The sequence below is a fragment of the uncultured Aquitalea sp. genome (assembly GCF_945957525.1).
Taxonomy (GTDB): domain Bacteria; phylum Pseudomonadota; class Gammaproteobacteria; order Burkholderiales; family Chromobacteriaceae; genus Aquitalea.
Genome location: NZ_CAMFLA010000007.1, coordinates 123668 through 137826, shown reverse-complemented (window position 1 = coordinate 137826; position 14159 = coordinate 123668). Strand labels below are relative to the sequence as shown.

Annotated in this window: 13 protein-coding genes; 9 read left to right on the top strand and 4 right to left on the bottom strand. The window is 61.2% G+C overall.

Going from position 1 to position 14159, the window contains the following annotated elements:
- The first annotated feature begins 11 nt into the window (after positions 1–11).
- The 3 genes from Q0P52_RS08705 to Q0P52_RS08695 all read left to right on the top strand — a co-directional run bounded on the left by Q0P52_RS08705 (position 12) and on the right by Q0P52_RS08695 (position 2057).
- A complete protein-coding gene (locus tag Q0P52_RS08705) occupies positions 12–371 on the top strand; it encodes a nucleotide pyrophosphohydrolase (protein WP_293760737.1) in 360 nt (119 codons plus the stop codon).
- 64 nt (positions 372–435) lie between these two features.
- Complete coding sequence (locus Q0P52_RS08700; RefSeq protein WP_293760734.1) at positions 436–1173, top strand: NAD-dependent protein deacylase; 738 nt, start codon at positions 436–438, stop codon at positions 1171–1173.
- A gap of 74 nt (positions 1174–1247) precedes the next feature.
- A complete protein-coding gene (locus tag Q0P52_RS08695) occupies positions 1248–2057 on the top strand; it encodes a mechanosensitive ion channel family protein (protein WP_293760732.1) in 810 nt (269 codons plus the stop codon).
- Between the two features lie 68 nt (positions 2058–2125).
- Here the strand turns inward: Q0P52_RS08695 and Q0P52_RS08690 are convergent, their stop codons facing one another.
- The gene (locus tag Q0P52_RS08690) at positions 2126–3340 is read right to left on the bottom strand and encodes an HD-GYP domain-containing protein (RefSeq protein ID WP_293760730.1); all 1215 of its coding nucleotides are present in this window, start codon (positions 3338–3340) and stop codon (positions 2126–2128) included.
- A 162-nt stretch (positions 3341–3502) separates the two neighbouring features.
- On the opposite strand from Q0P52_RS08690, the gene Q0P52_RS08685 reads away from it, so the two are divergent.
- The 5 genes from Q0P52_RS08685 (at position 3503) to pyrI (ending at position 8295) form a co-directional block, all read left to right on the top strand.
- Positions 3503–3757, top strand: a complete 255-nt coding sequence (locus tag Q0P52_RS08685; RefSeq protein ID WP_293760727.1) for a YkgJ family cysteine cluster protein — start codon at positions 3503–3505, stop codon at positions 3755–3757.
- A gap of 197 nt (positions 3758–3954) precedes the next feature.
- The gene (locus Q0P52_RS08680; RefSeq protein ID WP_293760724.1) at positions 3955–6030 is read left to right on the top strand and encodes a methyl-accepting chemotaxis protein; all 2076 of its coding nucleotides are present in this window, start codon (positions 3955–3957) and stop codon (positions 6028–6030) included.
- Positions 6031–6212: 182 nt separating this feature from the next.
- Positions 6213–6617: a LysE family transporter gene (locus Q0P52_RS08675; protein WP_293760721.1), complete on the top strand. Its 405-nt coding sequence runs from the start codon at positions 6213–6215 to the stop codon at positions 6615–6617.
- A 281-nt stretch (positions 6618–6898) separates the two neighbouring features.
- The gene (gene pyrB / locus Q0P52_RS08670) at positions 6899–7819 is read left to right on the top strand and encodes an aspartate carbamoyltransferase (protein ID WP_293760718.1); all 921 of its coding nucleotides are present in this window, start codon (positions 6899–6901) and stop codon (positions 7817–7819) included.
- A 17-nt stretch (positions 7820–7836) separates the two neighbouring features.
- The gene (gene pyrI / locus Q0P52_RS08665) at positions 7837–8295 is read left to right on the top strand and encodes an aspartate carbamoyltransferase regulatory subunit (protein ID WP_293760715.1); all 459 of its coding nucleotides are present in this window, start codon (positions 7837–7839) and stop codon (positions 8293–8295) included.
- 177 nt (positions 8296–8472) lie between these two features.
- Here the strand turns inward: pyrI and Q0P52_RS08660 are convergent, their stop codons facing one another.
- Both Q0P52_RS08660 and Q0P52_RS08655 read right to left on the bottom strand, forming a co-directional pair.
- Positions 8473–8997: a GNAT family N-acetyltransferase gene (locus tag Q0P52_RS08660; protein WP_293760712.1), complete on the bottom strand. Its 525-nt coding sequence runs from the start codon at positions 8995–8997 to the stop codon at positions 8473–8475.
- A 151-nt stretch (positions 8998–9148) separates the two neighbouring features.
- Positions 9149–10039 (bottom strand): NYN domain-containing protein, encoded by an 891-nt coding sequence (locus tag Q0P52_RS08655; protein ID WP_293760710.1) that lies wholly within the window; start codon positions 10037–10039, stop codon positions 9149–9151.
- A gap of 134 nt (positions 10040–10173) precedes the next feature.
- Between Q0P52_RS08655 and Q0P52_RS08650 the strand changes: the two genes are divergently transcribed.
- Positions 10174–10410, top strand: a complete 237-nt coding sequence (locus Q0P52_RS08650; protein ID WP_293760707.1) for a hypothetical protein — start codon at positions 10174–10176, stop codon at positions 10408–10410.
- 163 nt (positions 10411–10573) lie between these two features.
- On the opposite strand, the gene Q0P52_RS08645 is transcribed toward Q0P52_RS08650, so the two are convergent.
- Complete coding sequence (locus tag Q0P52_RS08645; protein ID WP_293760705.1) at positions 10574–14059, bottom strand: indolepyruvate ferredoxin oxidoreductase family protein; 3486 nt, start codon at positions 14057–14059, stop codon at positions 10574–10576.
- Positions 14060–14159: the final 100 nt, after the last annotated feature.

Below are 14159 nucleotides of genomic sequence, written 5' to 3'. Positions count from 1 at the left end.
CGAGGAAAAGCATGACGACAAGACTGTTGGAAACGACGGCGCTGGAGGCGGCATTGACAAGGTTTGCCGAAGAGCGCGACTGGCCGCGCTACCACACGCCGCGCAATCTGGTGCTGGCGCTGACCGGCGAAGTTGGCGAACTGGCGGAAATTTTTCAGTGGCTGACCGACGATGAAGCCGCCCGTTTGCGCGAGGATCCGTCGCGTTTTACTCATTTGCAGGAAGAAATGGCGGATGTGTTGTTGTACCTGATGCGGCTGGCTACGGTGATGGGCGTGGACATGAACGCTGCGGTAGCGGACAAACTGGTGAAGAACGCCAGGAAATATCCGCCGCCAGCGGCCGATTTGAGCCAGGACAAACAGCCTTGAGCGCGTTCTTGCCCGTGGCATGCTGGCTGACTAAGCTGGCGCGGATGGCAGGGAGACAACAACAATGAACGACAATTTGCAGCAGTTGGCAGCCATGTTGGCCGAAGCGCGCCGCATTGCCGTGCTGAGCGGCGCCGGCATGAGCACCGAATCGGGCATACCGGATTTCCGTTCGGCCAAAGGTTTGTGGCAACAAGGTTTGCGGCTGGAAGAAATGGTGTCCATCGACTATTTCCGCGCTTCGCCCGAAGCTTTCTGGCAAGGCTTCAAGCAGATTTTCCACACCAAGCTGCTGGGCAATTACCAGCCCAATGACGGCCATCTTTTCCTGGCGGCGCTGGAGCGGAGCGGGCGTGAGGTGACGGTGCTGACGCAAAATATCGATGGCCTGCACACCCGCGCCGGCAGCAGCCGGGTGCTGGAACTGCACGGTACGCTGCTTACTTCCAGCTGCCCGTCCTGCGGCCGTCGCCACACGCTGGAATACATCAACCACCACGAATTGCCGCTGTGTACTTATTGCATGGATGTGCTGAAGCCGGACGTCGTGCTGTACGGCGAGGCGGTGCCGCATCTGGAAGAGGCGTTCGACGCGGCGATGGATGCGGATCTGCTGCTGGTGATGGGCTCTTCGCTGGAGGTGTCGCCAGTGAATCTGATTCCGGTGGAAGCAGGCCGGGCCGGGGTGGCTACGGTATTGATCAACTACACGCCCACGCGCATGGACCGGGTGTTTGATCTGTGTGTGCAAGGCGGTATTGGCGATACGTGCCGGGCTTTGGCGCCGGTTTTGGCGCGCTGACCGCGCAAACTGGCATTTTTGCCATGAGCATTCTATTTTTCAGTTGACCCTTCAACTGAAATAACAGGATGAACATGGACAAAATCAATCTTTCCCACTGGACCGATCTGGCCATCCAGGCCGGCATCAACATCGTGTCCGCCATTCTGCTGTGGCTGGTGGGCCGTTGGCTGATCTCGCTGTCCACCCGCATGCTGGACGATCAACTCAGACGTCGCAATCTGGACCCCACGCTGCGCCGCTACGCGCATTCTTTTCTGTCTGTAACGCTGACAGTGGTGCTGGTGATCGGCATCCTCGGCTTCTTCGGCGTGCAAACCACAACCTTCGCCGCCATCATCGCCGCCGCCGGCGTGGCCATCGGCATGGCCTGGAGCGGCTTGCTGGCCAATTTCGCCGCCGGCATCTTTCTGGTGGTGCTGCGGCCGTTCAAGGTGGGCGACGCGGTTTGCGTGGCCGGCGTCACCGGCACGGTGAAGGAGGTCGGCTTGTTCTCCACCGTGGTGGATACCCCGGACGGCGTGATGACGCTGATCGGCAACAACAAGATCTTCTCCGACACCATCCAGAATTACAGCGCCAATGGCTACCGCCGCGTGGACCTGAAAGCACAGCTGGCATCCACGGCGGATCACGCGCTGGCCATCAGCCTGCTCAAGGACAAGATCGCCGCCATTCCCAATGTGCTGGCCGAACCGGCTACCGATGTGGCGTTGCTGGAGTTCACCCCGCTGGGCCCGGTGCTGGCGGTGCGCCCGTTCTGCAAGCCGGAGGATTACTGGCAGGTGTATTTCGACAGCAACCGCACCATCCGCGAAACCCTGTCCGCCGCCAACTTCCCGTCGCCGGAACAGGCCATGGTGGTGCGTCAGCACGCAGTCTGATACCGGCTTGTGCGTGATGCAATGACAAAGCCCGCTTGCGCGGGCTTTGTCATGTTGGCCGAAGGCGCTTACAGGAAGCGCAGCGGGTCCAGCCGCCACTTTTCCGGCTGCTCGTGCTTGACGATCTTGTCGCCGCCGCCCGCGCCCACGCCGCGCGATAGGTCGACAATTTCAGGCGGAATATAGGTATTGCTCTTGGAGCTGAAAAACACCTTCACCTTGGGCGACACCAGGTTGTTGTCGTTCTGTTCGATCACCACGCCCAGCCGGCCGCTTTCCAGTCGCACCAGCGTGCCTACCGGATAGATGCCGATACAGCGCATGAAGGCTTGCACCAGCGAGGGATTAAAGTGGAATTTGGACCACTCGAAAATCTTGCGCAACGCGTCGGTGGGCGGCATGCCCTTGTGATAGCAGCGGTCGGAGGTGAGCGCGTCGTATACGTCGACGATGGCGGCCATCTGACCCAGCTGGGAAATTTCCTCGCCCTTCAGGCCTTCCGGATAACCGCTGCCGTCGTGGCGTTCATGGTGCTGCGCCGCCACTTTCACCGCCGTATCGGAAATGCCGCTGGTGGAGAGCAGGATGCGCTTGCTTTCCACTACATGACATTTCATCACGGCGAATTCCTGCTCGGTAAGCTTGCCCGGCTTGTTGAGAATGGTGTCCGGCACTTTCATCTTGCCGATGTCGTGTAACATGCCGCCGATGCCGGCGTGATGGATCACTTCCTTGCTCATGCCCATGGCTTTGCAGAAGCTCACCATCAGCGCGCCCACGCTGACCGAATGCTGAAACGTGTAGTCGTCCTTGTCCTTGATGCGGCACAGCGACAGCAACGCGCCGCCATTGCGCAAGATGGAGCTGGTCATGCGCTCCACCGAGGGTTCCACCTGCTCCAGCTGCACCTGCTTGCCCAGGCGCACATCCTGCAGGATGCCCTTGATGATGAGGTTGGCTTCGTTGTGGATAAGCTGCGCGCGGCCAAACTCTTCCGACGCTTCTACCTGGCGCTCCTCAGGCGCCTCTTGCTGCGCGAATTCGATGATTTCGCGTTCCAGCTTTTTCTTCACCTCGGTCACGGTAGGCGCGTGCGCCATGTCCATGCCCTTCTTGGTGTCGATGTATACCTCGTGGATGCCGGAGTCGCGGATTTTGTGTATCTGCGCCTCATCGCTGACCAAAAACCGCTTGAGCAGGAAAGGGTGCGACATCCAGTCGCAATTGAGGTCGTGAATGTACATGCCGACCCTCAGGTCGGACACGTCGATGCACTTGATCATTCTTCTGGCTCTGGCTGTGGTGATATTTGGAGAACAGAAATTTCTTGTTATTTTCTCATTATAGGGAATTAACGGTATCTCCATAGAGGGGACGGCGAGAAATCGGCTGATGGGCTTTTTCTCCTATGGTATGGTGTCGTCCCGTTTGATCTTGAAGAAACAATGGACTGCAGACTGCATTGCGGCGCTTGTTGCATCGCGCCTTCCATCTCATCGCCCATTCCGGGCATGCCGGACGGCAAGCCGGCAGGGGTGCGCTGCGCGCAGCTGGACGACGACAACCTGTGTCGCCTGTTTGGTAGTCCGGAGCGCCCCACAGTGTGCGGAGGCCTGAAGCCTTCCATGGAAATGTGCGGCGAAAGCAACAGCCACGCTATGGTCTGGCTGGAGGCGCTGGAACGCAGTACCCGGCCCTGACCCTTTCCAGATAATGGTTTAATGCGATGGCATGAAAAAACCGCCGGTTTCATTCCGGCGGCTGTTTGTCCGGCGTCATTGCCTCTTCCCCCCTACACTTTCATCATGACTTGAATGTCATGCAAAAAAATACCTATGCACAATTGAAAATCGTGCATAAGTTTTAAAGTAAAGCCGGCAGGCGGGGAGAAAGAAACATGAGCCAGAAAAAATGGGGCCACCTGAGTACGCGCATCATTATCGTGGCGGCGGGGGCGATCGCCATCGGCTTTGCAGTGATGATCGGTCTGATCGTCTGGCAAAGTTATAACGCGGCCGTTGATGCGGGTTACAAACTGGCTTCCGAGCAGGCCAGCAGTTATGCCAAGGACGCCGAGTCCGATTTCGACACTGGTTTTGCCCTGCCAAAGCATCTGGCCGACACCATTTCCGGCATCAAACGCGTCAACCCGCCGGATCGCAAAGTGGCGGACAACATCATTCTGCAGATGCTGGATGGCGCGCCGCAATCAGTTGGCTTGTGGATGTTGTGGGAGCCCAACGCCTTTGACGGCAACGACAACGCCTTCCGCTTGGACTGGCCGCGCCATGACCCCTCCGGTCGCTATCAGCCCTACATCACGCGCAACGCCCAGGGCAAGGCGCAGATGGATGTGATGGTGGACAGCGATCGCGTCAAGCAATTTCCCAAATACAAGGAGCACCCGGAAACCTATCAGCCCGATTACGAAAAGCCGGGCTGGGGCGACTTCTACTACGTGCCCAAGCAGCGGGGCCGCGACACCATCACCGAGCCCTTCCCTTATGAAGTGCAAGGCAAGAAGATTCTGGAAAGCTCGCTGGCCGTCGTGATGAAGGACGACAGCGGCAAGCTGCTGGGCGTGTCCGCTACCGACGTGGCGCTGGATCAGCTGCAGAAGCGTTTCGGCGACATCCACCTGTATGAAACCGGCTATGTGCGCATGGTGTCCGAAGGCGGGTTGTATGTGGTCAACGCCAAGTCCGAGCTGCTGGGCAAACCGGTGCCCAAGGACGACGCGCTGGCTTCGCATCTGGAGCAGATTAAGAAAGGCGACAGCTTCGTCTATGAAGAAGGCGGCTTCACCCACTTTTTCCACCCGGTGCGGGTAGGCAAGACCGGCCAGTACTGGTCGCTGGGCGTGACCGTGCCGACGGACGCCATTACTTCCGACGCGCGCAAGCAGGGGCTGACGGCTGTACTGATCGGCGTGGTGGCGCTGGTTGCCATCTTGCTGGTGCTGACCGGCGTGGTGCGCGCGCTGATGCGTCCGCTCAACCAGCTGGCCGACACCATGGATCAACTGGCGTCAGGCAAGGGCGATCTCACCATCCGCATGCAGATTGCCAACAACGATGAAATCGGCCGTACGGCCGACGCCTTCAACCGCTTCATCAGTAGCCTGCGCGACATGTTTGTCGACGTGCGCGAGCAAAGCCGCGAAGTGTCGGCCGCTGCCATTTCCCTGGCCGAGTCCGCCAGTCAGGTGGAACAGGCTTCGGCCAACCAGTCCGATGCCGCCAGCGCCACCGCCGCCGGCGTGGAAGAAGTGACCGTAAGTGTGCAGCACATTGCCAACACGGCGCAGGAGGCAGAGTCCGCCGCACGCGAAACCGGCGAGCTGACCGTGGAGAGCGTCGCCACCGTGGGCAGGGTGACGGAAGAAATCCGCCGCATGACCGACAGCATGCACGCCTTGGCCGAACGCATGAACGGTCTGGGCGAGCGTTCGGAGGAGGTGTCCACCATCGTCCGCGTCATCAAGGACATTGCCGATCAAACCAATCTGCTGGCGCTCAACGCCGCCATCGAGGCCGCGCGTGCCGGCGAGATGGGCCGCGGCTTTGCTGTGGTGGCGGACGAGGTGCGCAATCTGGCGGGTCGCACGGCGGAAGCCACAGTGCAAATCACGCGCATTGTGAGCGCCATTGGCAATGAAACCCGCGATGCGGTGGCTGATGTGAAGTCCAGCCGCGAGCAGGTCAGCCTGAGCGTGGAAATTGCATCGCAAGCCAATGCGGCGATGAACAATGTGCTGGATCGCAGCCAGGGACTGGTATCCAGCATTGTGGATATCGCAGCCTCTACCCGCGAGCAGTCGCAGGCCAGCCAGGAGATTGCGCAGAACGTGGAGCGCATCAGCAATATGGCGATGGGCAACAGCCACGTGGTCAGCCAGGTCAGCGCGTCGGTGTCGCAGCTGAAAGAGCTGTCCGCCAATCTGGAGCGTCTGGTGAGCAATTTCCGGCTGTAATCGCCAGTCGCTGCCCGCATCAACGCCGCACGCTGTGCGGCGTTTTGTTTTCCGGCATCATGAGCGGACATTGCCACCGGAGCGCGCCATGCACTGGAGTCTGTTTTTTCCCGCCGCCTTGTTGCTGGCCGCCACGCCAGGCGCAGGAACACTGTCGCTGCTGAGCGCACTGTGCGGCGGCCTTGCTGGCTGCGCATCCGGTGTTTGCCACCGGAGTGCGCTGGGCCGGCGCGGCCTACCTGCTATGGTTGGGTTGTTGCTGTTGGCGGGCCTCGGGCGACGCTGCCCATATGGCGCCGGGCAGCGGTGAGCCGTTTCGTCGCAGCCTGTGGATCACCTTGGGCAATCCCAAGGCCGTGTTGTTCTTCATGGTGTTTTTCCCCGCCTTCCTGACGCCGGCTTCGGCCAACCTGGGTGGATTCCTGCTGTTGGGGCTGGTGTTTTGTCTGATCAACACAACGTATCTTTTGCTGCTTTGCCGGCTGGCAGGGGTGGTGGGGAGTCGTTTGCCGACCGGGCGCTGGCTTGGCCGCGTTGCCGGCGGCTTGTACTTGGCGCTGGGGATAAGATTGTTGGCGGCGGAGTGAGTTTGTCCAATCGTGCCGTAAAAATCGGTTTTTGCGACACGGGTCTTATCAAGCGACCGGGTTTGGGATTAGAATCCAGCAGTTTGTTCGGAGAGCACCCACTTGCAGTCTTTCGCATCGATCCCGTTTGTCGCCAGCACCGCCAGCAAGGGCGGCGCGGCATCGTTGCTGCGAGTAGGCGTATTTCCCGAACCCGCGTATTTCCAGAAGAAAAGCTCCTGATTATTCAGGGGCTTTTTTTTTATGGGCAACAGACAGCAGACATAACAAGGAACCCCATCATGGCCAACCCGCTATACAGGAAAAACATCATCTCCATTCCGGATTTCTCCCGCGAGGAACTGGAGCTTGTCGTGGAGACCGCGGGTCAGCTCAAACGCGAACCGCGCAACGATCTGCTGCAAGGCAAGCTGGTGGCCAGCTGCTTCTTCGAGCCGTCCACCCGCACCCGCCTGTCGTTTGAAACCGCTGTGCAGCGTCTGGGCGGCACGGTGATCGGCTTTGCCGACGGCGGCAATACCAGCGCCAAGAAGGGCGAAACCCTGGCGGACTCCATCAAGATCATCAGCTCCTACACCGATGCGGTGGTGATGCGACATCCGAAGGAGGGCGCGGCGCGTCTGGCCAGCGAGTTCTCTCCGGTGCCGGTGATCAACGGCGGCGACGGCTCTAATCAGCACCCCACGCAAACCCTGCTGGACCTGTTCACCATCCGTGAAACCCAGGGCACGCTGGAAAACCTCACCGTGGCTTTCGTCGGCGACCTCAAGTACGGCCGCACCGTGCACTCGCTGACCCAGGCCTTGTCCTTGTTTGGCGCGCGTTTCTACTTTGTGGCGCCCGAACAACTGGCCATGCCGGACTACATTTGCGAAGAGCTGGACGAGAAGGGCATCGAATACACCATCGTTGGCAGTCTGGACGATGTGATCCCGCAGGTGGACATCCTCTACATGACCCGCGTGCAGCGCGAGCGCTTCGATGAAGCCGACTTCAAGAAAATCCAGGGCAAGTATGTGCTCAAGGCCGAGATGCTGAAGAACGCCCGCACCAATATGAAGGTGTTGCATCCGCTGCCGCGCGTGGATGAAATCCACGTGGATGTCGACGCCACGCAGCATGCCTACTATTTCGAGCAAGCCAAGAACGGCGTTTTCGCCCGCCAGGCGCTGCTGTCGCTGGTACTGAACGAAACCGTCTAAGCTCAGGGAGATCCATCATGCAATACACCCGTACCGTAGAAGCCCTGAAAGAAGGCACTGTCATTGATCACATTCCGGCTGGCCAGGGCGTGAACATCCTGCGTCTGTTCAAGTTGGCCGAAACCGGCGAGCGCATCACCGTCGGTCTGAACCTGACTTCGCGCCACATGGGCGCCAAGGACATCATCAAGGTGGAGAACGTGGCGCTGACGGAAGACCAGGCCAACGAGCTGGCGCTGTTTGCTCCCAAGGCCACGGTCAACGTCATTGAAAACTTCGAAGTGGTGAAGAAGCACAAGCTGGAATTACCGGACACCATCGAAGGCATTTTCGCTTGCCCCAACTCCAACTGCATTTCGCATCAAGAGCCGGTAAAGAGCTTCTTCTACGTCAAGCCGCAACAAAAAGACACAAAAATGAAATGCAAGTATTGCGAAAAGGTGTTCAGTAAGGATATCGTTGCAGTCGTGCGCTAAGTCGTACAGAGGACAGAAATAGAGCAGCATCAAGATAAAACGCTGATTCAACAGCGATGTACCAAAAAGGGAAACGCCGCAGGGGGACTGCGGCGTTTTTCATTTTCCGGCTTTCTCCAGCCGTTTCACCGGCCTTCGGCCAACTTCCTTGCCTGGCCTTTCAGTCGGCTTTCCCGTTCAGGCCGTCACTGGCGGCGCGTCGCCGCTGCCTTCGATGAATTTCTGCATGTAAACCAGATCCAGCCAGCGATCGAACTTGAAGCCCACTTGCGGCAGCGTGCCCACGCGGATGAAGCCCAGCTTTTCGTGGAAGCGGATGGAAGCCTCGTTGGCGGCGTCCACCGCGCCGATCATGGTGTGTTTGCCCAGCGCCTGCGCGCGCGGGAACAGGGCGCTGACCAGCGCCTTGCCGATGCCCTTGCCGCGCGCTTCCGGCGCCAGGTGCACGCTGTGCTCCACCGTGAAGCGGAAACCGGGGCGGGGGCGGAAATCGCCGAAGCTGGAAAAGCCGAGAATGCGGCCGTCGCCGTCTTCGGCCACCAGCACCGGGTAACCAGCTTCCAGGCGGTCCTGGAACCAGACGGCGAATTCACCCGGATTGAGGGGATCGTCGTTGTAGACGGCGGTGGTGGTGGCGATAACCTCGTTGTAGATGTCCAGAATGACTGCCAGGTCTTCCAGTCGCGCATCTCGAATCTGCATGGTTTGCTCCTTTGTGCTGGCGGGCGCTCCGTGTGCGCCGCCTGTGTTCTGTGGTGGCCGTACCCCCCGACAAAGCCCCTGCGCTTGCAGGTGTGCTGTCTGCGTCGGCGCGTCTTGGCTCAGGGTCTCTGCGAGGTTTTGTCCGCGGTGCTTAGTCCTGCGGGCCGGCGTCGGTTTTCTTGCGGCTGACGCGGCGTTTGCGCGGTGCGTCTTTTGCCGGCTGGGGTTTGGGCTCCGCAGCGGGGCGGACTTCCGGGGCCGGAGCGGCTTCCGGCGTGTGTCCGTCGTGCTTGATGCGGATCTCGCAGTGCAGTTTGGAGCCGTTGCGGTGCTCTTGCACGGTGAGGAAATCCAGTTTTTTCACCATTTGCGACAGGCGGGAATGACCGTAATTGCGCGGGTCGAACGAGGGGTCGTTCTTGGCGAGGTAAGAGCCCACTACCGAGAGCTCCGCCCAGCCGCTGTCGCGTTCCACCGCCTCGATGGCGCTGGTGAACATGGCCTGCAGCGGGTGAGGTTCCGGCTCGCGCACCGGCTCCGGTTTGCCCTTGGCGCGCGTGGCGCGGGTTTTGGGCTTGTCGGTCTGCGCGACGGGTTTGGCCTTTTCCGGCTTGAGGATTTCGGTGAAGACGAATTTGTCGCAGGCGGCGATGAAGGGACGCGGCGTTTTGGCTTGCTCGCCAAAGCCGATCACGGTCAGGCCGCCTTCGCGCAGGCGGGTGGCCAGGCGGGTGAAGTCGCTGTCGGAGGACACCAGGCAGAAGCCGTCGAAGTTGCCGGTGTAGAGCAGGTCCATCGCATCGATGATGAGCGCCGAATCGGTGGCGTTCTTGCCGCTGGTGTAGGCAAACTGCTGGATAGGCTGGATGGCGTGGGTGTGCAGCACGGCTTTCCAGCCTTTGAGCTGGGTGGTGGTCCAGTCGCCGTAGGCGCGCTTCACCACGGCGGTGCCGTATTTGGCCACTTCGGCCAACAGTTCCGCCACCAGGCTGGCTTGGGCGTTATCGGCATCGATCAGCACCGCGAGCTTGCGGTTTTCCATGTTGCGCTCCTCTAGGACGGTCCCGGCCATGCTAAGCCTGCGCCCGGTGGCCGTCAAAATTGCCGCAGCGCAGCAAGCTGGCACGGGGTTTGCTGGTTCAGGGGTGGATACCGCCCTTGCAAAGGAGGCCGATCATGCCGTTTTTCTCCACACCCCGCAAACACCCCACGGTTCACAAAACCAACGAGGTGGTGATGTTCAACTACTGTCGCCCGGTGCGCGCCCGTCAGGTGGCGCTGGGCAGCGAAGGCCGGCTATGGCTGGTGGAGGCTTTGGATGTAGTGCACGGCGTCTGGGTCTGGCAGGACGAGTACAGCGGCGTGGATCAGGCGCTGGACGAGGCCAAGCGGCTCAGCCTGATGCTGTCCTGATGCTTGATTATGGTGCCGGTTTTCCCCGACGTGGGGAAACGGCGGGCAAAAAAAGGGCGCGGACCCCGGCCCGCGCCTAACCACCCTCGTACGGACAGGCAGCGGTTTCCCCTGACTGAGACAGGAAACGCTGCACTGCCCGCACCACACTGCAACTTGCCGGTCAGGCTACCTGACGGCGAGCGTTGCCCTTGTTGCCTTCCAGCAATGCCTTGATGCGCGACTGCGCTTGCGCCCAGTTCTTCTCTTTCACGTGGCCGAAGCCGCGCACACTGTCGAACTGGCGCACCGCCTCGGCGGCATTGGCGATGTTGTCCACCGTCAGCGCGGCCAGCAGTTTTTCCACCAGCGATTCGAACTCGACAATCAAGCGGCGCTCCAGCTGGCGGTCTTTCTGCCAGCCGAAGGGGTCGAAGGCGCTGCCGCGCAGGAAGCGCAGCCGTGCCAGCAACTTCATGCCGCGCAACAGCCAGGGGCCGAAGGCGATCTTGCGAGCATGGCCGCCGGTGACCCAGCTGGCGCCGATGTGGAAGCGCAGCTGGTAGTCGCCTTCAAACTGGCTGGCCAGCTCGCGCTGGAACTCGCCGTCGGTAAACAGGCGCGCCACTTCGTACTCATCCTTGTACGCCAGCACGTGGTAGTAGGCGCGGGCCACGGCCAGCGTCAGTGCGTTGCTGGCCGGGTTGAGCGCGGTTTCCTTGTGGCTGGTTTGCTCCACCAGCGCCTTGTAGCGTTCGGCCAGGGCGGCGTTCTGGTAAGCGGTCAGCTCCTTGGCGCGGTGATGCATGACGCCGTCCGCCGTTTCACGTGGAACAAACTGCACCACCGAGGACGGTGTCACTAGCGCTTCAACCCGGGCCGGGTCGTGCGCGGCGTGACGGCCCCAGAGGAAGGCCTGCTGGTTGAAAGCCACGGCCGCGCCGTTGAGGCGGATGGCTTCCATCAGCGCGGCTTCGCTGACGGGCACCAGCCCCTTCTGCCAGGCGTAACCCAACATGAACATATTGCTAGCAATGGCGTCGCCCATCAGCGAGGTGGCCAAGCGGGTGGCGTTGACTTCGGCAAACCTGCCGTTGCCGACGGATTCGACGATGGCGTCCTTCATGGCGCGGGTCGGGAAACGCACATCCGGGTTTTTCAGGAAGGCGCTGGTAGGGGATTCGTAACTGTTGACGATGGCCTGGCTGAAGCCTTCGCGCATTTTGGCCAGCGCTTCCTCCGAGGCAGTGACCACCAGATCGCAGCCCAGCACCAGGTTGGCGTCGCCAGCGGCGATGCGCACGGCGTGCAGCTGTTCTTGCGAAGCGGCCAGACGCACATGCGACCACACCGAGCCGCCCTTTTGCGCAAGGCCGGCCATGTCCAGCACGGTGACACCCTTGTGATCCAGATACGCGGCCATGCCCAGCACCTGACCGATAGTGACCACGCCTGTGCCGCCAATGCCGGTCACCATGATGCCGTAGGGCTGATCCAGCGCCGGAATGGCCGGGGCGGGCAGCGGCGGCATGTCGGCAAGGTTGGCCGAAGCGCCGGCCTGTTTCTTCAACTGGCCGCCTTCCACGGTGACGAAGCTGGGACAGAAGCCTTCCACGCAGCTGAAGTCCTTGTTGCAGCTGGACTGATCGATGCGGCGTTTGCGGCCTAGCGCGGTTTCCACCGGCAACACCGACAGGCAGCCGGATTTCTGCCCGCAGTCGCCGCAACCCTCGCAGACGCGCTCGTTGATGACGGCGCGTTTGGCCGGATCGGGAAACTCTTTGCGTTTGCGGCGGCGGCGTTTTTCAGCGGCGCAGGTCTGATCGTGGATCAGCACGGTGACGCCTTCGGTCTCGCGCAACTCGCGTTGCAGACGGTCCAGCTCGCGGCGATGAAAAATGTCCACGCCTTCGGCCAACCCCGTCACCGGGCCGTGCGCGCCGCGGTATTTGTCCGGATCGTCGCTGGTGATAACGATGCGTTTCACGCCCTCGGCCGCCAGTTGGCGGGTAATCATCGGCACATCGAGATAGCCGTCCACATGCTGGCCGCCGGTCATGGCCACCGCGTCGTTGTAGAGCAGCTTGTAGGTGATGTTGACCTTGGCCGCCACGGCGGCGCGGATGGCCAGAATGCCGGAGTGGAAGTAAGTACCGTCGCCCAGATTGGTGAAAATGTGGCGGGTATGGGTGAAGGGCGCCTGGCCCACCCAGGTGATGCCTTCGCCACCCATCTGGGTGAAGGTTTTGGTGCTGTCGCCTTCAATCCAGTGCGCCATGTAATGGCAGCCAATGCCGGCGACCGCGCGGCTGCCTTCCGGCACGCGGGTGCTGGTGTTGTGCGGACAGCCTGAGCAGTAATGCGGCACGCGGGCGATGTTTTCGCGCGGCTTCACCAACTGCGCTTCTTTTTCGTCGTAGAACTTCAGCCGGTCATGGATCACCGGGCTGTCAAAGATCAGCGCCAAGCGGCTGGCGATGGCGCGCGCAATCATGGCCGGCGTCAGTTCTCCGGCGGCGGGCAGCAACCAGTCGCCGTGCGGCAACGCCCATTCGCCTTTTTCGGCAAACTTGCCCACCACGCGCGGACGCACGTCGTCGCGCCAGTTGTAGAGCTGTTCTTTCAATTGGTATTCGATGATCTGGCGTTTTTCTTCCACCACCAGAATCTCGTCCAGGCCTTCGGCAAACTGACGCACGCCTTCCGGCTCCAGCGGCCATACCATGCCCACCTTGAAGATGCGCAGGCCGATGTCGGCGGCCAGTTTTTCATCGATGCCCAGATCGTCCAGCGCCTGCATCACGTCCAGATAGCTCTTGCCGCAGGTGATGATGCCCAGGCGCGGTTTGGGCGAATCGAGCGTGACCCGGTTGAGTTTGTTGGCGCGGGCGTAGGCGAGGGCGGCGTAGAGGCGGTGATGCAGTACGCGTTTTTCCTGCACTAGCGGCGGATCCGGCCAGCGGATGGACAGGCCGCCTTCCGGAATGGGGAAGTCCGCCGGGATGACAAATTGGAAGCGCTCCGGCGAGATGTCCACCACCGCCGAGCTTTCGATGGTGTCGGAAATGGCCTTGATGGCGGTCCAGCAACCGGAATAGCGGCTCATCGCCCAGCCGTGCAGGCCGAAATCGATGACCTCCTGCACGCCGGAGGGCGACAGCACCGGAATCATGCTGGCGGCGAGAATATGGTCGGACTGGTGCGGGAAGGTGGAGGATTTGGCGGCGTGGTCGTCGCCAGCCACCAGCAGCACGCCGCCGTGGCGCGAGGTGCCGGCCACATTGCCGTGCTTGATCACGTCGCCGGAACGGTCCACGCCCGGCCCCTTGCCGTACCACATGGCGTAGACGCCGTCGTACTTGGCGCCTTCGAACATGTTGACCTGTTGCGTGCCCCATACCGCCGTGGCGGCCAGATCCTCATTAAGGCCGGGATGGAACACCACATTGTGCGGCTTGAGATAGGCCTCGGCTTTTTGCATGGCCTGATCGACGTTGCCCAGCGGCGAGCCGCGGTAGCCGGTGACGTAGCCGGCGGTATTGAGGCCGGCGGCGCGGTCCAGCTCTTGTTGCAGCATGGGCAGGCGCACCAGCGCCTGAATGCCGGTCATCAGTACCTGGCCGGTGGCCGCGGTGTACTTTTCTTCCAGATCTACATGGCGGATCGACATGCTTTCTCCTCCTGCCGCACGACTCTCTCCGGCATGGTGGCCGAAGGGCTGCGGTCGATTTCTCGCTTGTGGCGTGGTGTGGCGCCCAGGGTGCGCGTCC

Coding starts and splice junctions, on each gene's coding strand:
- Q0P52_RS08705 (WP_293760737.1), top strand. CDS start 12: ATGACGACAAGACTGTTGGAAACGACGGCGCTGGAGGCGGCATTGACA.
- Q0P52_RS08700 (WP_293760734.1), top strand. CDS start 436: ATGAACGACAATTTGCAGCAGTTGGCAGCCATGTTGGCCGAAGCGCGC.
- Q0P52_RS08695 (WP_293760732.1), top strand. CDS start 1,248: ATGGACAAAATCAATCTTTCCCACTGGACCGATCTGGCCATCCAGGCC.
- Q0P52_RS08690 (WP_293760730.1), bottom strand. CDS start 3,340: ATGATCAAGTGCATCGACGTGTCCGACCTGAGGGTCGGCATGTACATT.
- Q0P52_RS08685 (WP_293760727.1), top strand. CDS start 3,503: ATGGACTGCAGACTGCATTGCGGCGCTTGTTGCATCGCGCCTTCCATC.
- Q0P52_RS08680 (WP_293760724.1), top strand. CDS start 3,955: ATGAGCCAGAAAAAATGGGGCCACCTGAGTACGCGCATCATTATCGTG.
- pyrB (WP_293760718.1), top strand. CDS start 6,899: ATGGCCAACCCGCTATACAGGAAAAACATCATCTCCATTCCGGATTTC.
- pyrI (WP_293760715.1), top strand. CDS start 7,837: ATGCAATACACCCGTACCGTAGAAGCCCTGAAAGAAGGCACTGTCATT.
- Q0P52_RS08660 (WP_293760712.1), bottom strand. CDS start 8,997: ATGCAGATTCGAGATGCGCGACTGGAAGACCTGGCAGTCATTCTGGAC.
- Q0P52_RS08655 (WP_293760710.1), bottom strand. CDS start 10,039: ATGGAAAACCGCAAGCTCGCGGTGCTGATCGATGCCGATAACGCCCAA.
- Q0P52_RS08650 (WP_293760707.1), top strand. CDS start 10,174: ATGCCGTTTTTCTCCACACCCCGCAAACACCCCACGGTTCACAAAACC.
- Q0P52_RS08645 (WP_293760705.1), bottom strand. CDS start 14,059: ATGTCGATCCGCCATGTAGATCTGGAAGAAAAGTACACCGCGGCCACC.